General features: G+C 31.3%; 26 protein-coding genes. 5 read left to right on the plus strand and 21 right to left on the minus strand.

Annotation, left to right across the window (positions count from 1 at the left end):
• Window positions 1–5 precede the first annotated feature (5 nt).
• Window positions 6–995 (minus strand): sialic acid TRAP transporter substrate-binding protein SiaP, encoded by a 990-nt coding sequence (locus BUB65_RS07390; protein ID WP_073073711.1) that lies wholly within the window; start codon window positions 993–995, stop codon window positions 6–8.
• A gap of 224 nt (window positions 996–1,219) precedes the next feature.
• Between BUB65_RS07390 and BUB65_RS07395 the strand changes: the two genes are divergently transcribed.
• On the plus strand, window positions 1,220–2,227 hold the full coding sequence (locus BUB65_RS07395) for a LacI family DNA-binding transcriptional regulator (RefSeq protein WP_159429140.1): 1,008 nt from the start codon (window positions 1,220–1,222) through the stop codon (window positions 2,225–2,227).
• On the opposite strand, the gene BUB65_RS07400 is transcribed toward BUB65_RS07395, so the two are convergent.
• The 11 genes from BUB65_RS07400 to dapA all read right to left on the minus strand — a co-directional run bounded on the left by BUB65_RS07400 (window position 2,224) and on the right by dapA (window position 13,398).
• Entirely contained in the window at window positions 2,224–3,591 is a 1,368-nt protein-coding gene (locus BUB65_RS07400) for a rhamnulokinase (RefSeq protein WP_073073712.1), read from the minus strand. The two genes, BUB65_RS07395 and BUB65_RS07400, sit on opposite strands and share 4 nt — an antisense overlap.
• Window positions 3,592–3,594: 3 nt before the next feature.
• Complete coding sequence (locus tag BUB65_RS07405; RefSeq protein WP_073073713.1) at window positions 3,595–4,194, minus strand: class II aldolase/adducin family protein; 600 nt, start codon at window positions 4,192–4,194, stop codon at window positions 3,595–3,597.
• A 14-nt stretch (window positions 4,195–4,208) separates the two neighbouring features.
• Window positions 4,209–5,138 carry a carbohydrate kinase family protein gene (locus BUB65_RS07410; protein WP_073073714.1) on the minus strand — a complete coding sequence of 310 codons (930 nt, stop codon included), beginning with the start codon at window positions 5,136–5,138 and terminating at the stop codon, window positions 4,209–4,211.
• Between the two features lie 2 nt (window positions 5,139–5,140).
• Window positions 5,141–5,761, minus strand: coding sequence for a transaldolase family protein (locus BUB65_RS07415; RefSeq protein WP_073073716.1), 621 nt, complete (start codon window positions 5,759–5,761; stop codon window positions 5,141–5,143).
• Window positions 5,758–6,180: an RbsD/FucU family protein gene (locus tag BUB65_RS07420; protein WP_073073718.1), complete on the minus strand. Its 423-nt coding sequence runs from the start codon at window positions 6,178–6,180 to the stop codon at window positions 5,758–5,760. The genes BUB65_RS07415 and BUB65_RS07420 overlap by 4 nt, the downstream gene beginning before the upstream one ends.
• A gap of 10 nt (window positions 6,181–6,190) precedes the next feature.
• Window positions 6,191–7,129 (minus strand): ABC transporter permease, encoded by a 939-nt coding sequence (locus BUB65_RS07425; RefSeq protein WP_200773545.1) that lies wholly within the window; start codon window positions 7,127–7,129, stop codon window positions 6,191–6,193.
• A complete protein-coding gene (locus BUB65_RS07430; protein WP_073073720.1) occupies window positions 7,126–8,640 on the minus strand; it encodes a sugar ABC transporter ATP-binding protein in 1,515 nt (504 codons plus the stop codon). Before BUB65_RS07430 ends, BUB65_RS07425 begins: the two co-directional genes overlap by 4 nt.
• 58 nt (window positions 8,641–8,698) lie before the next feature.
• Window positions 8,699–9,691, minus strand: coding sequence for an ABC transporter substrate-binding protein (locus BUB65_RS07435; RefSeq protein ID WP_073073722.1), 993 nt, complete (start codon window positions 9,689–9,691; stop codon window positions 8,699–8,701).
• A gap of 41 nt (window positions 9,692–9,732) precedes the next feature.
• On the minus strand, window positions 9,733–10,803 hold the full coding sequence (locus tag BUB65_RS07440; RefSeq protein ID WP_073073724.1) for a LacI family DNA-binding transcriptional regulator: 1,071 nt from the start codon (window positions 10,801–10,803) through the stop codon (window positions 9,733–9,735).
• On the minus strand, window positions 10,784–12,196 hold the full coding sequence (locus tag BUB65_RS07445) for an L-fucose/L-arabinose isomerase family protein (protein ID WP_073073726.1): 1,413 nt from the start codon (window positions 12,194–12,196) through the stop codon (window positions 10,784–10,786). The genes BUB65_RS07440 and BUB65_RS07445 overlap by 20 nt, the downstream gene beginning before the upstream one ends.
• 272 nt (window positions 12,197–12,468) lie before the next feature.
• Entirely contained in the window at window positions 12,469–13,398 is a 930-nt protein-coding gene (gene dapA / locus BUB65_RS07450; RefSeq protein WP_073073728.1) for a 4-hydroxy-tetrahydrodipicolinate synthase, read from the minus strand.
• 563 nt (window positions 13,399–13,961) lie between these two features.
• Between dapA and dctP the strand changes: the two genes are divergently transcribed.
• From dctP to BUB65_RS07470, 4 genes are all read left to right on the plus strand, one after another.
• A complete protein-coding gene (gene dctP / locus BUB65_RS08510) occupies window positions 13,962–14,273 on the plus strand; it encodes a TRAP transporter substrate-binding protein DctP (protein ID WP_073073730.1) in 312 nt (103 codons plus the stop codon).
• Window positions 14,274–14,277: 4 nt separating this feature from the next.
• A complete protein-coding gene (locus tag BUB65_RS08515; RefSeq protein WP_268807476.1) occupies window positions 14,278–14,688 on the plus strand; it encodes a TRAP transporter substrate-binding protein in 411 nt (136 codons plus the stop codon).
• A 212-nt stretch (window positions 14,689–14,900) separates the two neighbouring features.
• A complete protein-coding gene (locus BUB65_RS07465) occupies window positions 14,901–15,314 on the plus strand; it encodes a TRAP transporter large permease subunit (RefSeq protein WP_073073736.1) in 414 nt (137 codons plus the stop codon).
• The gene (locus tag BUB65_RS07470) at window positions 15,247–15,738 is read left to right on the plus strand and encodes a TRAP transporter large permease subunit (RefSeq protein WP_143606731.1); all 492 of its coding nucleotides are present in this window, start codon (window positions 15,247–15,249) and stop codon (window positions 15,736–15,738) included. Before BUB65_RS07465 ends, BUB65_RS07470 begins: the two co-directional genes overlap by 68 nt.
• Window positions 15,739–15,963: 225 nt before the next feature.
• On the opposite strand, the gene ndk is transcribed toward BUB65_RS07470, so the two are convergent.
• The 9 genes from ndk to obgE all read right to left on the minus strand — a co-directional run bounded on the left by ndk (window position 15,964) and on the right by obgE (window position 24,446).
• Window positions 15,964–16,407 (minus strand): nucleoside-diphosphate kinase, encoded by a 444-nt coding sequence (gene ndk / locus BUB65_RS07475; RefSeq protein ID WP_073073741.1) that lies wholly within the window; start codon window positions 16,405–16,407, stop codon window positions 15,964–15,966.
• Window positions 16,383–16,925: an enolase-like domain-containing protein gene (locus tag BUB65_RS07480; RefSeq protein ID WP_073073744.1), complete on the minus strand. Its 543-nt coding sequence runs from the start codon at window positions 16,923–16,925 to the stop codon at window positions 16,383–16,385. Before BUB65_RS07480 ends, ndk begins: the two co-directional genes overlap by 25 nt.
• Window positions 16,925–18,835, minus strand: a complete 1,911-nt coding sequence (locus BUB65_RS07485; RefSeq protein WP_073073747.1) for a transglycosylase domain-containing protein — start codon at window positions 18,833–18,835, stop codon at window positions 16,925–16,927. Before BUB65_RS07485 ends, BUB65_RS07480 begins: the two co-directional genes overlap by 1 nt.
• Window positions 18,832–19,413: an MBL fold metallo-hydrolase gene (locus BUB65_RS07490; protein ID WP_073073749.1), complete on the minus strand. Its 582-nt coding sequence runs from the start codon at window positions 19,411–19,413 to the stop codon at window positions 18,832–18,834. The genes BUB65_RS07485 and BUB65_RS07490 overlap by 4 nt, the downstream gene beginning before the upstream one ends.
• A 56-nt stretch (window positions 19,414–19,469) precedes the next feature.
• Window positions 19,470–20,591: an aspartate aminotransferase gene (aspC, locus tag BUB65_RS07495; RefSeq protein WP_073073752.1), complete on the minus strand. Its 1,122-nt coding sequence runs from the start codon at window positions 20,589–20,591 to the stop codon at window positions 19,470–19,472.
• A gap of 12 nt (window positions 20,592–20,603) precedes the next feature.
• Window positions 20,604–21,593, minus strand: coding sequence for a polysaccharide deacetylase family protein (locus tag BUB65_RS07500; RefSeq protein ID WP_073073755.1), 990 nt, complete (start codon window positions 21,591–21,593; stop codon window positions 20,604–20,606).
• 88 nt (window positions 21,594–21,681) lie between these two features.
• Complete coding sequence (locus BUB65_RS07505) at window positions 21,682–22,575, minus strand: tRNA dihydrouridine synthase (protein WP_073073757.1); 894 nt, start codon at window positions 22,573–22,575, stop codon at window positions 21,682–21,684.
• Window positions 22,562–23,188 carry a nicotinate (nicotinamide) nucleotide adenylyltransferase gene (gene nadD / locus BUB65_RS07510; RefSeq protein WP_073073759.1) on the minus strand — a complete coding sequence of 209 codons (627 nt, stop codon included), beginning with the start codon at window positions 23,186–23,188 and terminating at the stop codon, window positions 22,562–22,564. The genes BUB65_RS07505 and nadD overlap by 14 nt, the downstream gene beginning before the upstream one ends.
• Window positions 23,139–24,446, minus strand: a complete 1,308-nt coding sequence (gene obgE, locus BUB65_RS07515) for a GTPase ObgE (RefSeq protein WP_073073761.1) — start codon at window positions 24,444–24,446, stop codon at window positions 23,139–23,141. Before obgE ends, nadD begins: the two co-directional genes overlap by 50 nt.
• Window positions 24,447–24,496 lie beyond the last annotated feature (50 nt).

Consider the following 24,496-nt stretch of genomic DNA (forward strand, 5'->3'; position numbering starts at 1 on the left):
ATCCTTTACATATTTTGGATCTTCTTATACATGCCTTTTCCCCAAAGTTTATCGAATTGAGGTTGGCTATAATATTCCAAAGCACGTTTCATAAATGCTTCTTTATTAGGAATAACAATTTCCATACCATAGTCTTTAACGAATGTGTTTAACAATTCTGCTTCTTGTTGAGTTACAAGATAGTTCATATAATATCTTGCAACTTCCATAGCCTTTTTAATATAAACTTTGTACTCTTCAGGCATTGATTCCCATAATTTTTCATTAATTACAGGATTTAAAATACCAATAAGATGATCTGTCAAGACAATATATTTCGTTACTTCTACAAATTTTGCAGCTAAATCAGTTGGAAGAGGATTATCTTGCCCATCAATTGCGCCAGTTTTTAATCCAAGATAAACATCAGTAAAATCCATCGGTGTTGGTTGTGCTCCAAGAGCACGTCCCATATCTAAATAGACCTTACTGTTGGGCATTCTTAGTTTAACACCTTTCAAATCTTCTGGAGTTTTTACTGGCCCTACTTTCGAAGTTAAATTTAATTCTCTTGTCCCTAAATACCAGGTATCAAGTACTCTAAGATTTGTTTTTTTGGCAAGTTGATTAAACATATCTTGGACCATTTTACTTGTCATAACTCTATACATATGATCTAAATCCTTGAAAACATATGCAGCGTTGAAGACTCCAAATTCTGGCATACCACCAATATCCGCAAACCAAGCTGGCCCAGTATCACAAAGCATATCCAAATCTCCGCGCATAACAGCTAAAATCATTGAACGTTGATCTCCTAACTGTCCAGAATGAAAGATTTGCACTTCAATATTTCCACCACTAAGTTCTTTAACAACTTCTGCAAATTTTTCCATAGCTTTTACCTGAGGCTGAGTTGGAGCTGCAACTGTTCCAAATTTAAGAATATACTTTGGAGCAGCTATTGCAAAAATTGAGAACACAAGAATCAAAAAAACAAATAATACCTTTTTCATACTATCCCTCCTTTAGAAAAGTTTACAAATATACGCAAACGTTTGCACACACATTGTCAATTATATAATAACCTGATTTATGATTACAAATCTAGTATTTGTCTTCTATTTGCCATTACATGTGTTTACGTTTAATTATCTGACAAATTCTTTACTGGACTTTTGATTTATATTATGTTACAATTAACATGAAATTTTACTCAAACTTTTGCGTGGTGGTTAAATTGAGTATTACAAAAATTGCAAAAGACTTAGGTGTTCATCCTTCAACGGTTTCAAGAGCACTTTCTGGAAAATCGGGTGTTAGTGACAAACTCAGAAAAAAAATTATTGAATATGCTGAACAAATCGGGTTTTACCCTGACGCACGAGCTAGTTCGTTACGACGCAAAGGGAAAACTGGAACGTTGGGAATTGTTGTTCCTGACGTTGGAAATCCTTTTTATGCCGAAGCTATAAAATCTATGGAAGATGTTTTTTATTCTCATAATTTCAACTTTTTTCTATGTGTGTCAGATGAAAATCCAGACAAAGAAAATTTTCATCTGAAAAATCTTATTTCTCACAGGGTCGATGGAATAATTGCTGCGCCAACTTTAGACAAAAAAACCGAAACTTTTTACAAGAAAATCGCAGAATTAAAAAAACCGATTGTATTTTTCGACAGATATATACCTTCACTTGACATTCCTTATGTAGTCACAAACAACAAAAACGGGATCATCAAGCTGTTGAAATATCTGCTTAAACTTGGACATAAGACACTTGGGATTGTTTCGTTATCTCCTGAATCCATAACAGGAAAAATAAGATTAGAAAGTGCTTTAGAATTCTCGAAAAAATTTGAAATTGAAATTAAACCAAACTGGATTCAAGGATTCGATTCAACACAGGAATCTGGCTACTTATCTATGAAAAAAATATTACAACTAAAAAATAAACCTTCAGCTGTATTAATTTTAAACGATTTAACAACTCTTGGTGCTTTAAAGGCAATTAAAGAAATGAAAGTTAAAATTCCTAACGATATCTCAATAGTTAGTTTTGATGATACATTCTGGAATCAAATTTTCGATCCTCCAATAACCTGCGTTAAACAAGAACCAAAAGAGATGGGAATTTTAGCAGCAAAGATGTTAATCAACTTGCTAAATCACAAGAACAATTTGAATAAACGTATATATCTCGAGACTAAACTCATTATTCGAAATTCAGTAAAAAAATTACTCTAAACTATTTTTGTTAATTCAAATGAATTTTTAATTATTGTTTTTAAATCTTTTATACTTTTCATTTTCTCTTGAATGTAAATCTGACTCAAAATGTTTCCAATTGCAGAACTTTCAGAAACTCCTGTAAAAACAGGTATTTTTAATTTTTCAGATAATAATTTACAAAACAATCTATTTTTCACTCCTCCTCCAACCAAATAAACCCTATTCAATCCCCCTACAATACTTTTTAGAAACCTAAAAACAATATCAACTTCATTAACCACGCTATTTAATGCAACTCTTATTACGTCATTTATATTTCTTATTTCTTTTATTTCATTTTTCAATTTAGAAATAATATTTCCTGGTGTTTGGAAATCTACTTTTTTAAGACTTACGTAATAATCATCTAAGGTTGACGTTGATGCTAGTTTAAGCATCATATCATAATCAACTCTCTTACCTTTATAATTTAACTCCCTTAAAATTTCTTCCAAAATCCAAAAACCCGGTGTATTAGAGACTAACCTAAATTTTCCTTCGAACGTTCCTTCATTAGAAAACTGTCTTTTGTAAACATCTTCGTTTAAAATAGGTTTATCTACTTTTACGCCTATCACGTTCCAACTTCCTGAACTAATTATTAAAGTTTCTTCATCTTCAAAAGGAAGAGTGTTAAACGCACAAGCAGTATCATGTGATGAAATGTTAATAATGTCAACTCCATTAAATTGTCCAGCAATTCCTGCAGGAATTCTTATCGCTCCCATATTTTCTTTTTTTATTCCTAAAAATCCTAAAATTTCTTCATCCCAATCTTTATTTTCAATTGAATATAATTGTGTTGTTGTAGCCAAAGTATATTCTGCAAATTCTTTATTGCCCAATAAATAAATTAACAATTGAGGAATATTCAAAATTAAAAAATGTTTATAAAAAATTCTCGGCTCCAATGTTTTTAAAAGTTCAATTTGAAATAATGTGTTATAAGGATGTGGAAAAACCCCTGTTTTTTTGAAAAGAAAATATCCACCTCCTAACTCCTTTATTGTCTTATTCACAATATCTGTATGCTCAAACATATTTCGATAATGGAAAGGGAATATTAAAAAAGGAGAATTCTTAAAAACTATTCCAAAATCAACTCCCCATGAATCTATTGCAAAAGACAATATATTATATTTTTCTTTTGCCCAATCAACGGCATGAAAAACAATATCAACAAAACTCCCCAAGTTCCACAAGTAAAATGAATTATTTTTAAGATATTCGTTATTATACCTTTTTCTCTCTAAAATTTTTACTCTAGCCCCATCAAATTCACCAACAACAGCTTTCACACTAGAAGCTCCAAAATCAATTGCTAAGTATCTTTTTGACATTGTTTATACTACCTCCAAATTTTCATCATAAACATAGAAATTCCTTGGGTTCTTCAACAAGAATCCCAATTTACAAATAAATTCTAGCATTTCCAGTTTTGCAAACGCCATTTCTATGTTTTCTGCAATCACAGTTACTCCATGGTTTTTTAATATGAATATGTCTGCTCCATTTTTTAAACCCGAGAGTAACTTTTGTGCAAATCTATCAGTTCCAGGAGTTTCGTAAGTCGTGTAATAAATTTTTTTAAGATAAATTTGAGATTCAGGTGTTAAATAAATTGGTATTTCCTCACCATTTATAGCAAACAAAGTAGAATAAGGTGGATGAGCATGAATAACAGAGTTTATCTCTGGCCTTGTTTTATAAATTAAAGCATGCATTCTCCACTCAGATGAAGGTTTCCTAGAACCTTCAATTACTTTTCCATTGACGTCTATTGTTACTATATCTTTTTTTTCTATTAGTGTTTTTAGAAAAGTAGTAGGGGTAATATAAATCCTATCATTAAACCTTATACTAAAATTCCCTCCTATACTCTCAGTTAATTTTCTATCCCAAATGAGTTTTGAAAAATAAACCAATTTCTCAACCAAATCCATTAAAAACAACCTCCTTAAAATGCTACTTCTTCTTTCATTGGCATGGATGATGCTCCACCATATTTCGATGCTACAATTCCTGCAATGTGAGAAGCAAAATTCATAATTTCATGTATATCTTCATACTTCAGAGTATTTCTTTTTTTATTTATCATATATAAAACAGCAGCCATATATGCATCACCACAACCGGTTGTATCAACTACTTTGCCTTTTTTCATCGCTCTAACTTTAAAATCCTTTCCTCTATAAATGGCTTTTGAACCTTTTTCTCCCATTGTTAAAATAGTTAACTTATCTTCTCTTTTTAAATCTTTCACAAAGGATTCAAAAGTACCATTTGGCACAAAAAAATTCATATCTTCAACGCTTAATTTTAAAACGTCTGCAAATTTCATCATTTTAATTAACCTTTTTCTATATTCATCTACATCAAAAATTAAATTACTTCGTACATTTGGATCTAATGATACTATTTTTCCCTTTTCTTTTGCTTTAAAAAATAATTTTGTTAGATTCTTTGCTGTTTCACCTCCTATTAAGGAAATTGAACCAAAGTGAAAAATTTCAAATTTTTCAATATCGATCTCTTTTATTTCACCTTCAGTTATATATAAATCTGCTGTGTTTTGTCTATAAAAATCATATTCAGGAACTTTATTTTGAGAAAGGGCGATAAATGCTAAAGGTGTTTTTTGATTAAGGCTTTTAAAAACGTATTTTATTTCAACTTTCTCGTTTATCAAAAATTCTTCGATCTTTGTCCCAAAATAATCTTCACCTATTTTAGTTAAAAAGGCTACTCTTGTCCCCAATCTTGCAAGACCTACAACTGTGTTCAAAGGCGAACCGCCAACTCTTGGCCTAAAAGAATCACTATTTTTTATTCCTTTTCTTTTTTGTCCTATCATATCAATTAGTGCTTCACCAGCGCATAAAATCATCTTTAGTCCTCCTTAAAATCATTTTCAAATTTTTCGAAATCGTTTTCTGGAAAACTAATATCAAAATACTTTTTTGCTACTTTTTCATCAATTGTAAAATTTTTAAATCCCATTTTAATGACTTTGTTTATATCATCTTTACTTTTCAAACTAGCTACTAGAAATTTTTCTGGATATTGAAAAACTTTCAATAAATCTTGAATATAATTACTTGAATATTCGTTTCTTAACATTCTAGAATAATAAATGGCTAAAAAATCTACATCCATTTCTAATGCACTAATTATTTGACTATATTCATATATTGCTGTTGCACAAATTTTATAATTTTTTTCTTGAAGTTGTTCAACAAAACTTGTAACTTTAAAAGGAATCCAGGGTATTTTCACAATGAATTTTTCACTAAGCTTCGGCCTCTCGATCAAATATTCAAAATATTTTTTGTCCTTTAAACTTATTTGGATAAAGTGAAGTCCTCTAGTTTTTAACAAAACTTGGATTGCATCATAAAAATTTAAATTATTCTTCTTTAAAATAGTTGGATTGGTTGTTAAGCCTTTGAAAAAAGAATGCTTATTCACCAAATTAATAGCTTCAGAAGATATTGAATCAATAAAGATCATTTAATTACAACCCCTTTTTTTAAAATTACATTTGCATACAATGCTGTTTCACTTGTGGCAACAATTGCAAAAACATTTTTACATCTTTCGTAAAATTTAAATCTTTCTAAAGGTTCGTAACTATACTTTTCACCAGAACTTTCTAAAATTTTCACATATTCATTCCAAATTTTCGGCTTTTCCTCTAAACCATTATCCATTAAAAATACATTTGTTTTAACAAACGTATCCAAAGGCAAAAACTTCAAAATCGCTTCCATAAGTTCAGGTATTCCTAATCCATCTGCTCGAATAACTTTTTTGTCATATGAATGCGCTGGAAAATTCCCATCAGCGAGTAAAATTTCATCTCCATGCCCCATTTCCATTAATGTTTTCATTAAATCTGGCGAAATTTGAACAGGAATTTTTTTTAACATAATATCACTCCTAATCATTTGATTTCTTTTTCCTAAACTGATCGATAGCAACAATCACAACCAAAATTATACCTACAATTATTCTTTGCCAAAAAGGATTTATATTCAGTAAAACTGCTCCATTGTAGATTGTTATCATAACAAGTGCTCCAAAAAATGCCCCTAAAGCACTACCTTCTGCACCAAATAAACTCGCTCCACCCAGCACTGCCGCTGCTATTGCATCCAATTCATATCCAGTACCTGTCGTTGGGACTCCCATCCACAATCTTGTTGTTTCAAGAATTCCGCCAATTCCCCATAAAAAACCTGCCAGAGCATATACACCATAAGTTACTATCCGTAAATCCACTCCAGAAAGTCTTGCAGCTTCTGGATTACTCCCTAACGCATAGACATATTTTCCAAATCTAGTTTTTCTAAGAATTAGTTCCATCACAATTACTGTAATAATTAAAAACCAAAATAAAGTAGGAATTCCCAAAAAATCAGAAGAAGCAAAATTTGCAACACTTCTTGGTAAACCAAATACGTTGCTTCCTCCTGAGATCAGTAACGTTGCCCCCCTTGCTATCGTCATCATCGCAAGTGTTGCAATAAAAGCGGGAACCCCAAAATCATATATTACTATCCCATTTATTAAACCTACTCCCGTAGAAATAATCAAGACAATGAAAATGGCAAGTGAAATTGAAACATGTCCGGCTAACATCTTTGATAACATTATATTCACTAACGCAACAACTGAACCAACTGAAAGATCAATTCCAGCGGTGATTATTACTACCACCATTCCGACTGCCAAAACTCCCTGAATTGCCATTTGTCTCATAATATTTCTTATATTAGAATATGTTAAAAAATATTCACTTGAAACAGCAAGAAATATCCATAATGCTATCACAACCAAAAATAGTATCATCTGAGTATTAAATTTAACTTTTTTCACTTTGAATCTACCTCCTCAACAATTGAAGATTTGATTGCATATGCTAAAATTTTCTCTTCATTAAATTCTTCTCTTGGAATATTGGCAACTATTTTTCCTGAATTCATGACCAAAATCCTATCACAAATTCCCATTAATTCAGGCATATATGAGGAAATAAATAAAATCGAAGCCCCGTTCTTGGCAAGCTCATTCATTATGGAATATATTTCTTCTTTAGCACCTACATCTATTCCATTAGTTGGCTCATCCATTATAAATACTTTTGCATTACTCGCAAGCCATTTTGCAATTACAACTTTTTGTTGATTTCCTCCACTCAAATTCTTAACCGTTTTATAGATATCAGGTGTCTTTATATTTAATTTTTCAACAAAATCCTGTGCAATTTGTTTTTCCTTTTTCGAATTAACAAATCCAAACCTTGAAATTTTTCTATAAATAGGTAAATTGATATTTTCTTTAACCGAAAGTTTTAATGCAAGCCCCTGGTTCCTTCTATCTTCAGGTATAAGTGCTAATTTATTATTAATACCTTTTAAAGTATTGGTTATATACTTCAAACTACCATTAATGTAGATATTTCCTCTGTCAATTTTATCTGCTCCAAAAATTGCTCTTACTAATTCTGTTCTACCTGAGCCAACTAATCCGTACAATCCAACTATCTCACCTTCAAGGAGATTAAAACTACAGTTTTTGAGTTTTCTATTCTCTAAATTTTCCACTTTTAATATTTCTTTTCCCTTTTTTCTTAATACATAGAAATCTTTCCTCAATTTTCTTCCTACCATATAAGATATAAGTTCATCTTCATTTGTCTCTTTTATGTCTTTTTCAATTACAAACTGTCCATCTTTCAAGACATAAGCTTTGTCACATATTTCAAAGATTTCTTCCAACCTGTGCGAAATGTAAATCACCGATACTCCCTCTTTTTTTAATTCTCTAATTATTCGAAATAATTCATCCGTCTCTTTGCTAGTCAATACAGCTGTAGGTTCATCAAATATTACTATTTTTGCATTCTTTGAAATTGCCCTTCCTATTGCAACTATTCCTTGATGCGCTACTGATAGATTTTTAACTTTTTCTCTCGGATCAATTATGTGATCGTATTCTAACTTTTTTAAAACTTCTTTAGCCATTTGGTTTAAAACATTTTCACTAACAAAACTTAGTTTAGAAGGTAAATCGTTGAGAAAAATGTTTTCTGCCACAGTCAAATGCGGTGCTAAAACGAGATTTTGATATACAGCGGAAATCCCTAATTTTTCTGAAATTATTGGAGTCATCCTTTCTATTCTTTTTCCAAAAATATAAATCTCTCCCTCATCAGCAAAATAGGCTCCTGTAAGTATTTTTATTAATGTGGATTTTCCCGCTCCATTTTCTCCTATTAAAGCTTTTATTTCTCCTCTCTCTAATCTGAAATCCACATTTTTTAATGCTTGAACACCTGGGAAATATTTAGAAATACCTTTTAATTCTATAGCATAAATATTTTGCACATCTTCACCCCCATTAAAAAAGGGGGAGGGCACCTCCCCCTAAATGATTTTATTTACATTACCAATCTTTATGATAATTAATAGGATCTAATACTTCATCTGCCGCTCCTGATTTAAGCATCTCAGGAGTTACAACTACTATTCCTGTATCAATATTTTTTCCAAGTGGGACACCATTTCTTGCCATAATTGCATATGCGACACCGGCATACCCCATTATCCAAGGTCTTTGTACCAGAATGGCATCAAGATATCCATTTTTTAACCCCCAAACTTCTTGAGCACCACTGTCTACTGCCACTGTTGCTAAATCTTTTCTTCCCATCATATCTAATGCTCTAACCATTTCATCACCTGTATACTGGTTACTTGCATAAATTCCATCTAAATTTGGAAAGGCAGTCAATAAATCTTGTGTGATCCCTATTGTATTTCCTTGCTTTCCTTGTGCATCTCTAACCGCAACAAGTTTAATTTTCGGATATTTCTCCTTCAATCTATCAATGAAACCAGCTTTCCTTTGTTCTAGTGAACCAACACCTGACATGAAAGTAATAAGTGCAACTTCACCCTTAGGCTCACCATTTTTTTCAGCTAGCAGTTCTGCCATTTTATCTGCAGCAGCTTGACCTATTTTATAATTATTTGAAGCAAGAAAACTTACATACATATCGGTATTAGCTGCTGAATCTATGATTATTACTGGTATCCCCATTTTCATAGCATGTTCAATACCTGGAACTAAAGCATCTGCAACAGTTGGAGCAATTACAATCGCATCTGGATGAGTTGAGATTGCTGTTTCCAAAATTGCTACTTGTTTTGAAACATCTGCTTCGGTTGTAGGCTCCTGGTGAATCAAAGTTACTCCAAAATGTTTAGCAGCTTTTTCTGCTCCATTTAAAACTATCTGCCAATATTCCGATTCACTTGCTTTCACTATGAAAAACACTTTCATCTGTTTTGTCGAAACAGCCTTTTCAGCAAATACATTCAAAGACATTGAAATAACAAATAAACCTAAAAATACCAACAACAAAATCTTTTTCATAATTTCCCCACCTCCTGGTTATTTTTGGGGTTCACCCCAAATCATAATTTTTGCACGGAGTTTCTTATTATTAATTCCGTATTTAAAACTATATTTTGTGGGATAACATCTTCACCATCCAACCTTCCCATCATAATAGTTGCTGCATTTTTACCAATTAAAAGTACAGGTTGTTTTATTGTTGTTATTGGTACCTCATATAATTCATTTTCTATATTGTCATCAAATGCAATTAATGATAAATCAGAAGGAATTTTTCTGTTATATCTTTTTGCAGCTTTCAAAATTTGTTGAGTAATATAATGATTGGTTGCAATAATCGCAGTTGGACCTGTTTTATCAAAAATTGCTTTCAACCTTTTCATGTTTTCTCTTTCATTATTTGAAAGGACAATAATCCATTCGTTTTTATATTTCACGTTAAACAAATTACAACCATCGATAAAACCTTTATATCTTTCTTTTAGTGTATAAACCATTGGCTCAATCAAGCAAAGACCAAGGTTTTTGTGCCCCATATCTCTGACTAAATATTTAATTGCACTTACAATCGCATGATAGTTATTAATAGTTACTGTATCAAATTCACTTTCAGCCTCTTCAATTTTTCTATCGTATAAAACCACAGGTATTCCACTTTTCTTTATACGTCTTAAAAGATTTAAATTATTTTTATTATTCTTTCCAATTGTTGGTGCTATAATAATTCCATCAACTCCATGTTCTAAAAACCACTTTAAATATGTCTTTTCTTTTTCTAAATCTTCGTTAGAAGTCGCAAGCAACATTTTGTATTTTCTTGGAAAAAATATTTTTTCAACCCCATCCAAAAAATCCAAGAAAAATGGATTTTTTATGTCAGACAAAATTATTCCAATTGTCATGGTTTTTTTTGTCCTTAAAGACTTTGCTTGAAACGATAAAATATATCCTAATTCTTCTGCCTTTTCTTTTATTTTTTTCTTTAATTCAAGATTTACTCCAGGTTTATCATTCAAAGCTCTGGAAACCGTTGAAGGATTTACTCCTAATTCCTTGGCAATATCTTTAATAGTTATTCTTCTTTTTATAATCTCACCCCTTTTTTCAAAGTTATAAAACAGTGTAATCAATATTCTTCATTGTACAGAACTTTATTAATTCATCCATATAATCTCCATAAACACCATGAGTATGATTGCAGGGATAAAGTTCTAAAAATCTTTCTTTTGATGTATGTAGTTTCACATAAACATGCGGCCATTCTTCTTGGACTTCTTTGGATAATTTCTCTTTAAGTTCTTCACTTATATCAACAACTTCTCCCTTAAAAATTGTCATATGATATTTTCCATTTTTCCTGGTTAATCTTGCAAAAGTCATTTCACCGGGTGCTGCAAAGTGTTTCACTGCTGCACCACCTGCCGGGAAGTAAAAAGTCTCAGGATAGAAAACAACATTTTTCAAATTTTCTTTTGGATTCTTTGATCTTGCCGCAAAATATGTAGCATGAGTTCCAGAATTACACAGATCAAGCAATCCTTCATTTTCAAAATAATGTCTTACATCTGCAAATAACACTGGTTCACCAGAAATATGTTTTAAAATTTCCATTGTAAGTGCCCCATCCATATCTGTTTCAGTAGCAGCAACAATAGGATCCTTGGGACCATCCCAATCGTACGGATCGTTTAAGAAAGCTTCTGCAACATCTAAAGTAGCATAATTATTTGTCATTTCTGGTTGACCTTTAAACCCTACAAAATCTAGTTCATATTCATCTATTAACTCTCTTGCCGCATAATACAATGCTATTTGTTTTTCAAATTTTTCCGGAGTCAATTGTTTACCATCATATAGTACATTAGAATACTGTTCAAGCCACTCTCTAGCTTTTGTTACTTTGTTTTTATCAACTTTTTCCGCTCTAAGTACCAATTCGTATTGGTCAATTTGCTCAACATCTATTCCAAACTCTTTCATCCATTGATCTCCATTTGCTGCAGCTGTATACATACCCATTGGCCTTCCACCAAATTGACCATATCGTTCCCCTTTCAATCTATTCACCGCTGAAGCAGCCCTTACAAATTTTAAAACTTTCTCGATTACTTCCTCATTTTCAGGTTCGCCGTATACTCTAAAAGGATATTTACCTATTTGTTCCAACGCTCCAGCTGCCGCTAATAATCCAACCATACCTGGATATTTTGGATTTATCTGCCCATATAACAAATATGGACCAGGTGCATATAAAGAAGCTATAACTGTAAGATGCGGCCAACACCAAATAGAATAATTAAATATAGTTGCCTCTACTTCTGCCTTCATCAGTTCCTTACCCGCTTTTTTAGCTAAAGAAGGCTTCCAAACGATTTCACTTGCTTTTACTACCTCAACCTCTCCCGTTGCTTCTAAAGCCTTAATCAACCTCTCTTCAAATTTTTTATTCATATTCAGTAATTCTTCATGCACAAATTTCCTTCCGTCTGAAAACGTTATTATTCCTACTCTTTTCTTTTTCATTTTATCCCCTCCAATGCAATATATCGGCAATCGTTTGCAGTCATTTTTCAGTATACCAGATTTTACATTCGAAATTTAAATTCAAAAATCCACAAACTCACACTCCTGTATCGCAATATTTTCAATAAGCGCAATAATACTTTGAATTTTTCATGTTTTTATTGTTTTTTCTAAGTTATAATAATATCCATAAAAAAAGCCCTCTTAAGAGGGATTTAAAAAAACTGTTTAACAGATTTTTTTAATATCATCCTGTACATCAAGAAAATAATTTATTCTAATTCACTGTAGGCCTTTCTGGCTTTTTCTAAAATTTCTTTTATAAAGTTTCTATCTTCTTCCGAGTAAGTTAAAAGCGGCAACCGAGTTCTTGACACAGGTAACCCACTTTCTATTTCCAAAGCCATTTTTACTCCTGGAGTTGGATTGACACGAGTGTCTGAGATACCAAAAAAGCTTTTAAATACATCATAAAGCAGTTGAAATAATTTTATTGACCTTTCCGTTTTACCAGTTAAAAATGAATCAATCATATCCCTAATTATATCACCAACAACATGCGCCCCACCACTAACCACCCCAACTCCTCCTTGAGATAAAACTTGTAACACCATTACATCGTCACCTGAATATACAGATAACCTTCCCTTGGATTTTTTAATAAATTCAGACGTTTGAAGAGGATTTAAACCTGCTTCATCCTTCACTGCTACTATATTGTCTATTTCAGATAACCTTCCAACTGTTTCAGGTGCAATACTCATATTTACAAACAAAGGAATGTTATAAATAATCAAAGGCAACGATGTTTTTTTTGCGATTTCTTTAAAATGCTGATAAATTCCTTCTTGTGTTGGATGACAATAATACGGCACCACTATCATTGCTGCATCATATCCTAATTTTTCAGCTTCTTTCGTTAATTCTATTGTTTCTTTTGTTGTTACTGCCCCTGTTCCTGCAATTAATGGTACTTTGTCACCAACTTCATCTTTTATTTCTTCAAAAAGTTTAACCCTTTCTTCAAAAGAAATAGAGTGAAATTCTCCAGTTGTACCTGCTACAATCAAAGTATCACAATAATTTTTTTCCACTAAATAACTCGCAACTTTTCTAGCAATCTCATAATTAACGGAAAAATCTTCGTTAAAAGGAGTAATCATAGGCAAAAGAATTCTACCAAACTTCTTTACTATATCCATAAAAATACCTCCTCTTGTACAATTTAAAAACTAACTTCAAAACCTAAATTATGCTCTTAGAATTTTTTGGAATTTTACTAATACTGACACAACATAATAGCAAACGTTTGCATGAAAACTAGTATACCAGAATTACTTAACCTAAATAAAATCTTTCCGCGACTGTTTTTTTGGATGTTTTTAGATATTATCACCAAAAATTGAAATAATTCTTTTGCTTATTCAATATATCGCAATATCACATTCCCATACAAGCGATTCAAAACTAAAACAATTATTAAGAAAGAAAATTTTAAATATTTAATAATAAGATTCCAACGTTGGCTGTAATTTACTCTTATTATCTTTGTTGACATAATAAAAAATCTACTATATTACCAATAACACAAAGTTTGCATATAGATTTCCGAGATTTAATTAGACTATCAATACTTTATTTGAACTTTTAAATAAAAACAACAATTTTGAATTATTTGGCCATATTTTTAAATGTTTTTTAAAAGCAAATTTTCTTAAACCCTACGTTTATTTTTATTACTTTTCATTCTGTAGTTTTAAAACACTTGGACGAAAATGAAGTAGAACGACTCACAGGTAGAAGAATTAAAGTAGAACTTTACCCATCGGGACAACTTGGTGACCAACGCTCAGCTATAGAACAAGTAAGAAGAGGAACAATAGAGACTTATAACATTAGTTCCGGAGTTTTAGCTTCTGCATATTATCCCCCTTTAGAAGTATTGGACATGCCATTTTTATTTTCCTCCAATGAACATATCTTACTATTTGGAAATAGTGATTTTATAAAACAACTTATAGAAGATTGGGCAAAAAACTGGTATCAGAATCCTTTCAATACAGTCTTTTGGTTTTAGACATATATTTAATAGCAAAAGACCTATAAAAGTACCTAATGATTTAAAAGGTTTAAAAATAAGAACTATGGAAATTGTTCCACATATGAAACTTATTAAAGCAGCAGGCGGTACTCCTGTCCCTATGCTAATGTTAGAACTTTACACCGCTTTACAAACAAAAGTGGTTGATGGAGCTGAAAATACTATTTCAAACATCTTGGCACAAAAATATTATCAAGTTCAAAAATACTTAACCTTAACGGGAAATGTTATGGGAATAGGAGTAACTATAATAAATGAAAAATGGTTTCAATCACTCCCAGATGACTTAAAAGGTGCTCTCATAGAAGCCGAAAGAACTGCTTTGCTAGTATATGCAAGAATATCTCAACTTGTTTCTGATGTCAAACTTGATGATTTGAAAAAAAGATGAAAGTATATATTTCAACGCCCGAAGAAATTAAACTATGGAAAGAAACAACTCAACCTTATGTTAAAGAATACCTCATAAAAAAACTTGGTAAAGATCTTGTTAATAATTTCCTCAATGCCATTGAATAACCAAGACAACAAATGCTTTCAGAAGCCAGAAATTTAGGCAAATGACCGTTTAACCTTTCACGGAGGGAACCATTTTTTACCGTGATGGAAATAGCTTTGTCTTTTACTATGTTTTTAAGCTCCATCTTATATTTTCTCGTTAAAGGAGTACCACTTTATTTGGTCGTCCACACTTTTTTTCATAGGTTTAGATTTTTTAACCCTTTTGGCAATTCCTTTTTTCATTTTGGCAGGAAAATTAATAGCATATTCTGGAACTATAAATATGGAATCATAAATAAAATATCTGAATTTTTAAATTTATTGGTTGGTAAATATAGAGGAGGATTGGCTTATGTAAACGTTTTAGCCAGCATGCTTTTCGGAGGAGTTTCAGGATCTGATATTGCGGATGTTGGTGGTATAGGACGTTTAATAGTGGATTTAATGGTTGAAGCTGGTTATGATAACTTCAACTGCTATTCTAATGCTTACAGGTACTTCAAGTATATTTGCTAGAATTTTAGCAGTAGAAAAAATCCCAGATGTTCTCACAAATTTTCTTCAATCAACAATAGGAGATAATAAATATTTATTCTTATTGTTTGTGAATGTTTTTCTTTTACTTTTTGGTATGGTCATGGATGCTATGCCAGCTCTATTAGTTCTTGCTCCTACATTTTTACCAGTCGCAGTTAATAATTATGGACTAAATCCCGTTCATTTCGGCGTTGTAATGGGTTTTAATTTAATAATTGGTCTTATGACACCTCCATATGGCCCCGCTTTATTTACAGGAGCCGCTGTAAGCAGTTTGCCTATTGGGAAAACATCAAAAGAAATGATCCCATTTATACTTGCTTCAATTGCTATCTTACTTTTAGTAACATTCTTACCGGATATTGTATTATATCTTCCAAAAATATTTGGGGTCTCTGAGTAAATGAAAAAACTAGAATCATAAAAATATTTTACTACTTTAATTATTTGATTATAATTGATTATTTTTCCATAAAAAGTCTTTTTATTATTATTTCTCCTATTTCTAATTCACTTACAGTTTTTAAAACTTCTCAGCTTTTTTATAATTGAATTAACTAAACAACAGATTTTTCACTTTATTTTACTTTTCACTTAGAGTCTTATTCAAATTAAATTATTCATTTAATTATATGTCATCTTGTACATCAAGAAAATAATTTACTATTTCTTCCTCATTAAAAAATATCTTATATTCTCTTTCATAACTTTCTAGTGAATCACTAGCATGAATAAGGTTTTTAGTAATTGTCAAAGCAAATTCTCCTCTGATCGTTCCAGTGCCTGCTTTTAAAGGATCAGTTTTTCCAATTATATGCCTAACCATATCTATTACACGTGGAGCCTCTACAATCATCGCAACAACTGGTCCGCCTGTTACAAATTCAATTAATTCTTCATAAAAATCTTTTCCTTTATGTATTTCATACAATTGTTCTGCTTGCTCTCTTGTCATCCAGAATAGTTTTAACGCAACAATTTTTATCCCTCTTTGTTCAAATCTTTTGATTATTTCTCCTACTAGTCCTCGTCTAACAGCATTTGGTTTTAAATAGATAAACGTTCTTTCCATGTAAGCACCTCCACATATTCAAAATTAGTTGAAAGGGCTTTTAAGACCTCCCACATTTCATTATTGGGATATTTAGTAAGGACAAAAGTAAAATCTTCATCAAAGATCTTTGGTAAAGATTTTATAACATCTATTTGACCAATGTATTCTGGAAAAACTTTTTTTGCACTTTTGTTTTCTATACACTCTTGCTGTATATCCCTGCCAATTAATTTTTTCAACGATATATTTTTAGATTTTGAGTACAATTCTTTGAACGCTGCGTCAATTGCAAACACCACTTTTGGATGGCCTGGAAAAATTCTTTCCAATTTTTCCGAAATACAAAATGCATCTTCTATTGTTGATAACTCAACCGTATATCTAAATTCTTCAATAACCCCCATTATAGTTTTATAATTTTCTCCCCTACTTTTTTCAGGAACAATAGCACCGGTACCAACATTTACATCGTCAGTTACTTCAACAACAACATATTCTCCTATCTCTGACCTCTTTAAATTGTAGAAAAATTTCATTAATCTCCACCCCCTAGTAGACTCCAAAGCTGCAATGTTAAATCTTGAGAAATTGAATTCATAAATGATAAAAACTCAAATAACGATTCATCATCAAAGGTTTTTAAAATTCGAACTAGAGTATCAATTGTCATTTTCCCTTCTTGTATCATTTGATATATATATTGATAATCAATATATTTTAATGGATTTATCTTTATTACACTAAGTTTTCTATAAATTGATGAAATATTAAACGGCGTTTTTCCAATATCGATTTTCGATGCTATTGCTTTCCACAACGGCGCAACATCTCTTCCACCCAATAGGTCTTTTCCATCTTGCGAAATAATCATCAATTTTTCCCCGTCAGCTCCCATAAACCAAGCATATTGTTCTGCAGTTCCCGTCTTACCAACAATATATCTTCCTGGAATTCTCGCTCTTACACCTGTTCCTCTTCGTACGACTTCTTTTAATAAATTAATCAACAAGTAACTAGCCTCAATTTGTGACCTTCTTGAGCCTTTAATAACATTCTCAACTGTTGTTTTGGATTTATAATAAACAATTCCATCATAACTTATAACTTCATCAACAATATGTGGTTTAACAACCACTCCTCCGTTTAAAAGGCCAGAAAAACCTTTAGCTAATTCTTCATGGGAAGTTTCAAGCGTTCCAAGGGCTAATGTTAAATCATTCGGGTAAAATCCACCAATTTTAAGTTGTTTTTGCAAAAATGTCCTTACATTATTATCGCCCAACATTAAATAAAGATTTAATGAAGGTACATTTCTAGAATGAACTAAAGCTTCTTCTAACGTAGTTTGACCATGAAAATCCTTTTCAAAATTCTCAGGTGTCCAATCACCAATTTTTATCGGTAGATCAAACAATTTTGAGTCTAAATTATAACCTTCTAATAATGCTTTATAGTAATAAAATGGCTTGATTAATGATCCCGTTTGTCTTCTACCTGAATGAACTCCTTTTCCATAGTAACCCAAAATCTCGCCTGTCACGTAATCAAAAATTAGTGCAGCATTATTTTCAGACAAGGTTTTTGCTAAAATTTCATTATATTCTTTTACTAAAGTTGTTTTTACTCTAAACCCTTTTCTTAATATATCCAAACTAAAACCTAATTCTTTTAGTTCTTCAATTATCCTCCAGAAAATTTCTTCATCGTATTTTTCCTCAACTACCTTATGCGATTTTACTTTCAAAAGCTCTTGACTATATTTCTTATATTCTTCCGTTGTAATTACTTCTTCATTTAATAGCCTTTTCAGTACAATAACAGCCTTTTTGTAATTTCCCTTCAAATCTTGAGGATTGTAATATTCAGGTGATTTGACAGTATTCACAAGTAGTGCTATCTCTGGAAGAGTTAAATCTTTCGGTTCCTTTCCAAAATAGTATTTTGAGGCTGTTCCAAAACCATATATCCCATTCCCCATGTAAACGGTGTTTAAATACAATTCAAGAATTTCTTCTTTTGTTCTCATTTTTTCAAGATAAAAAGAAATAAAAATTTCTTTTATCTTTCGTTTTATAGTCCGTTCTTGAGTAAGATACAAGCTTCTAGCAAGTTGTTGGGTTAAAGTACTTCCACCTTGTATATCCTTTTTGATAAAAGTATTATACAAACCTCTTAAAATTCCTAATACATCTATACCAATATGAACAAAAAAATCTTCGTCTTCAGAAATAATTAATGCATTTATTAACTTTTCAGGATAGTCATCTAGATTAAACCAAAGGGCACGCGGAAAATAAAAGGGACTTCCATCGGAATATTCAACAACTAAACTAGATGGGATTACAGTTTCGGGCTCAGGTAAATCTTTTGTAAATGTAATATACAAATAGAATAACGAGAAAAAAGCGAGAAAAAAACCTATTAAAAAAATTATCAATCTTTTCATACTATACCTCTCTTAAAAAAGGGATTTATCTTAAATAATTCAGAAACTTTACATATATTCTCGTGACCGGGTAGAATTAACATATCTTCTAAAAATTCCAAAAATTTCTTGTTTAATTTTTTGATTGTTTCATTCATTAGCTTTTTTGAACCCCCTAAATCACTTCTTCCTATTGTCGAACAAAATATTGTGTCACCCGTAAAGATTAAATTACCATGAATTACTATTCTCGAACCAAGAGTATGTCCGGGGGCTTTAATAGTATCGAAAAGTTCATCAATATTTTTTGTATCTCCTTCAAAAATAAACTTTTGTCCAAAAAGATAAGAAAAATTTTTTTCAGCATCATATAGCATTTCTTTATCTTCATCTGAAATGTAAACATCAATAAGATTTAGTTCTGGAAGCCCAGCAATATGGTCAAAATGTCCGTGAGTTAATAACGCAATTACAGGTTTATCTTTCAAATAATTTCCTATTCCATAACCGGGATCAACAACGTAAGTTATTCCATCTTTTTCGAAAATATAAGTATTTGTTGCCAAAAATCCTGAAGTTTTAATTAATTTAAAATTCAAGCTCAATCACCTTGACTTTAATATCAAAATTATACCATCTATCCTCATTTAGTTTTTTATTTTACAAACTCCTTGATTCTCTGAAAAGCTCCGCTAAGATTTTTCATTGAATTTGCAAAGGAAAGTCTTACAAATCCTTTTGCATCAAAAGCACTACCAGGTACAAGTGCTACAAGTTTTTCTTCAAGTAACTTTTTGCAAAAAGTTTCATCATCGTTCAATGGAGATTTAAAAAACAAATAAAACGCGCCATTAGGATTAACAAATTCCAAACCTATCTTTCGTGCTTCTTCAACCGTAAAATCTCTTCTTTTCTTAAATTCATCTATCATATATTTATTATCTACTTTATCTGCTTCAACTGCAGCGAATTGAGCTATAGAATTGACAGAAGACGTAGTATGCCCTTGTATTTTTGATATTCTATTATAAATAACTCTATTTTTTGTTGCACAATAACCTAGTCTCCACCCCGTCATTGCATAAGCCTTAGAAAACGCATTAATATATATTAACTGCTGTGGGTTAACAAAGTTATATAATGAAACAAAAGGTTTATCATATACAAGCGAATCATAGACCTCATCCGCAATAACATATAATCCTTTCTTATTTGCTATTTCTGCAATACCTTTAATAACACTCTCTGAATAAACAACACCTGTAGGATTATTCGGAGAATTTACCAAAATTGCCTTAGTTTTAGAAGTAATATTTTTTTCTATCTCATTAACATTTGGTAGAAATCCTTCTTCGAATGTAGTTCTAATTATTACAGGCTTAGCTCCAGCCAATAAAATCATAGGCACATAACTAACCCAGAGCGGTGAAAACAAAATCACTTCATCGTCTTTATCTAAAATAGCTAATAATGCGTTATAAATGGCTTGCTTTCCTCCATTTGTTACTATTATTTCGTCTGCCGTATATTCAATTCCCTTCTTGGAAAGTAATTTTGAAATAGTCATTCGTAGCTCAAAAATTCCCTTACTGTTAGTATATTTTGTAAAATCCTTATCGAGAGCTTCCTTTGCTTTCTCTTTTATTCGTTCGGGAGTTGGAAAATCAGGTTCTCCAGTTGTTAAGTTAATCACATCTTTCCCTTCATTCATAAGCTTTGTCGCAATTGCGTTAATTTCTAATGTTTTTGAAGCAGGAATTTCATCAATGATTTTCATATAAGTTCCTCCTCATTTTATTATCAAATAATATTTTACATATTCTTTTTTGTTTTCTCCTCTAACACTTATCATTAAACTATTGTATTCATTACTGAGAACAAAAGGTCCTGCATATAGTATCCCGTTTTTTATATAGCTTTTTACTATGCCTTTTTCTCTTATGTAAACAACAGGATTTTCGTAATTTTGGGGTACTTTAATCCTAGCTTTTACATAAAGTTTTTCATTTTTCCAATAAAAGGGTATGTTGTCTGTAATTAAGGCTTCTCTTGATAAAACGTATCTTACGTGCGATTCTGTAGCCCAATCTTCAAGCAAAGCTTCTCTTGGAATTTCAAAAGGTGAAATTTCCTTATTATATGGTCCTGAAAGTTGGATAAAAGCTAGTTTAAAGCCGTTTTTTTTCAATACTTCAATCATCTCTTTATTATAATATCCATAAGGGTAGGCATAGTATTTTAAAGAAGTTCCCATGTGCTTATACCATATATCTAAACCTTTCTTCAAATCACTTTCGAAATATTTGATAAATTCTTCTTTATTCATATTTTTGTACACACTTGGAAATTTATCATGACTATAAGAATGATGCCCAAAAACCACTCCCCATTCTGACATTTCTTTAACCATTTCCCACGTTAAATACTCCTTACTTTTCCCTACTCCCTTAAAATAAAGAAACACTGAAAAAGGAATGTTATATTTTTTAAAAATTGGAAAAGCATTTGTGTAAACAGTTTTGTAACCATCATCAATAGTAAAAATAACTGCATTTTCCTCTTCTTTTTTCCCATATACATACTCTTCGAGGTCTTTTAAAGTCCATATTTTATACCCTAATTTTTTAACAAGATTAATATGTAATTCTAATTCACTGGTCCATGTATTTGTTGTTGGATATCTCTCATCGTCAAACCTATGATAGACAAAAACAATTATATTAGAAAAACTAAGAAAACATACTACAAATGTAAATAATAAAACCAAATATTTCTTCATAAATTCACCTCAACTACTATTTTAAACTATTCAGTAAAATTCTCCACTAATAAAAAAATTTAAAATAACCTGTAATCAAAAGAATACTTTAATTCTCTAGCGATAAGAAATATTTTCTAAATAAATCTTTTAATTCTTCAAAATCCTCTATTTTCATTACTTGCGCTCTAAATTCTCTAGAGTTCTTTAACCCTTTAGTATAACCTGTAACAAACTTTCTAAATTCTACTACCGCTCTGTTTCCCACTTCTTTATATAAAAAATCTAAATGATTTAAAATAATATTTAACTTTTCTGCTAAACTTGGATTTCCATTTGAAAAAATCCAAGGATTACCAATAGCCCCTCTTCCAATTAAAACTCCTTCAGCTCCAGAAATCTCCATAGCCTTTTTTGCATCTTCCAAAGAATTTATATCACCATTTATATAAAAAGGAATATATCCCTTATTCCTAACATTCCAAGTCGCTTTTCCCAAATACATTTGTTTAGCTGTTCTGCCATGAACAGCTATCATATCTGCTCCAGCTTCAACTACTGTGTCATATATTTTGTCAAATTCATTTTTTTCAAAACCTAATCTTACTTTCACTGAAACTTTACAACTAACAATCTTCTTTATTTCTTCAATAATCTTTTTTAACTTTCTTAAATCTTTCAAAAGCGCACTACCAGCACCCTTTCTTATCACCTTTTTCACAGGACATCCAGCATTTATATCAATCCAAGCTCCCTTGGTTTCAAGCATCTTTGCAGCTTGAGCCATAACAAATGGATCTGAACCAAATATTTGAATAGCCACTTTTTCTTTTTCATCATCATGTGGAAAATATAACTCATTAACTTTAACGTTTCTAATTACACTCTCCGCACTTATCATTTCAGTATATGCAAATTCTGCTCCAAAGGTAAAACAGATTGTTCTGAAACTGTAATTTGTAATCCCAGCCATCGGTGCAAGGCCAACTTTACCTATCACCATAAACCTCCTCAATATATGGTATTAATTCATCAGGAACAAATCCATATATACTTTGTTTATTTTTTACTCTTTCTCGTATCATTGTGGAAGAAATCTGAATCAAAGGAAGATCTAATATATAAACTGAATTTGCTAAATTACCTAAAATATTTTCGGCTCTCTCTACAATCTTTATATCTTTATATCTTGGATATACTATCATCTTTATTTTTTTCAAAAGCTCGTCATATTTGTACCATTTTTCAATTGTTAACAAAGCATCTTCGCCTACTAGATAAAAAATGTTGTTGTACATCTTCTTGTAGTATGCCACAGTGTTTATTGCATAACTTATTCCTCCAAGTTTATTTTCAATATCACTTACAAGCAAACCCGTTTTCTTAAATGCAATTTTGGTTAACTCAAATCTTATACCAAAAGGAACATCTACTTCTTTATGTGGAGGAATTGAATTTGTAACAACATGCATATCAACAGAATTGCCAAACATTTCTCTAACAAGTTGTGCTATTATGATATGACCATTATGTGGGGGATTAAATGAACCACCAAAAATTACTATACTATTCTTTGTATTCAAAAGCTCTTCCGGCAATCCAAACTGTATCCCCATTTTTCACACCAGCCTTTCTAAGTTTTTCTTCTAGGCCGTTTTTATTCAATAACTCCATAAATCTTTTAAATCCATCCCTTTGATTTAAATTTAATCTTTTAGCCCATTGTTCAACATAAGTTCCCGTAACTATATATTCACCATCTTCATCTCTTTCAATTTCAATCGGAAATCTTTCAGGTAATCTTATCCATACAGGCTTTGGCCTCTTGATTTTTTCATTAATAATCTCTTTATTTTCGTAAAGTTTTTTACTCTCTTTGATTTTTTCATACAATGTGTACATTACTTTTTTTATACCTTCGCCTGTTAACGTACTGATAGGAAATATTTCTTTTCCAATAGCATGCTCTAATTTTTTGATCTTTTCATTTAGCTCTTTTTCATCTATTAAATCTATTTTGTTAGCTATTACTATTTCTTCTTTTTTTGCCAATTCTTTACTAAAAAACTCCAATTCATTCCTAATATCAAAGTAATCTTGAACAGGGTCACGACCTTCTATTCCTGAAATGTCAATAATATGTGCTATAACGCTGCAACGTTCTACATGTCTTAAAAAGATGTTACCTAATCCTACACCCTTATGCGCCCCTTTTATTAATCCTGGAATATCAGCTATAACAAATTGTGTATCATTAACCGTAACAACACCTAAATTAGGAATTAATGTGGTAAAAGGATATTCAGCTATCTTTGGACGTGCATTGCTCACCTTTGAAATAAAGGAACTCTTACCAACATTAGGATAACCAACTAAGGCTACATCTGCGAGAAGCTTCAGCTCTAGTATTAGCTTTCGTTCTTCACCATCTGACCCTCTTTCAGCTATTTTAGGAGTCCTCATGGTTGGGGATTTAAAATGTACATTCCCTCTTCCACCTCTACCACCTCGCGCTACACAAACAACCATACCCGGTTTATCTAAATCCGCTATAAGCTCTCCTGTTTCTAAATCTTTTACTACTGTTCCTACAGGTACATCAATTATAATATCTTCACCATTTTTCCCATGTTTTTTGCCCCCCATACCATTTTCACCATTTTGTGCTATATATTTTTTCTTCTCTGAAACACTTAATAAGGTAGAAAGATTGGGATTTGCTCTCAAAAAAACAAAACCACCGTCGCCTCCGTCACCTCCATCAGGTCCACCTTTTGGTACATATTTTTCATGTCTAAAACTTGCAGAGCCATCTCCGCCTTTACCACCTTTTACATAAATTATTACACGATCAATAAAGTCTGCTTTTTTCATACATATCACCTCAATAATATTTTACCAAAACAAAAAATCCCCCTAAAAGG

This window comes from Thermosipho atlanticus DSM 15807, assembly GCF_900129985.1.
GTDB classification, from domain to species: domain Bacteria; phylum Thermotogota; class Thermotogae; order Thermotogales; family Fervidobacteriaceae; genus Thermosipho_A; species Thermosipho_A atlanticus.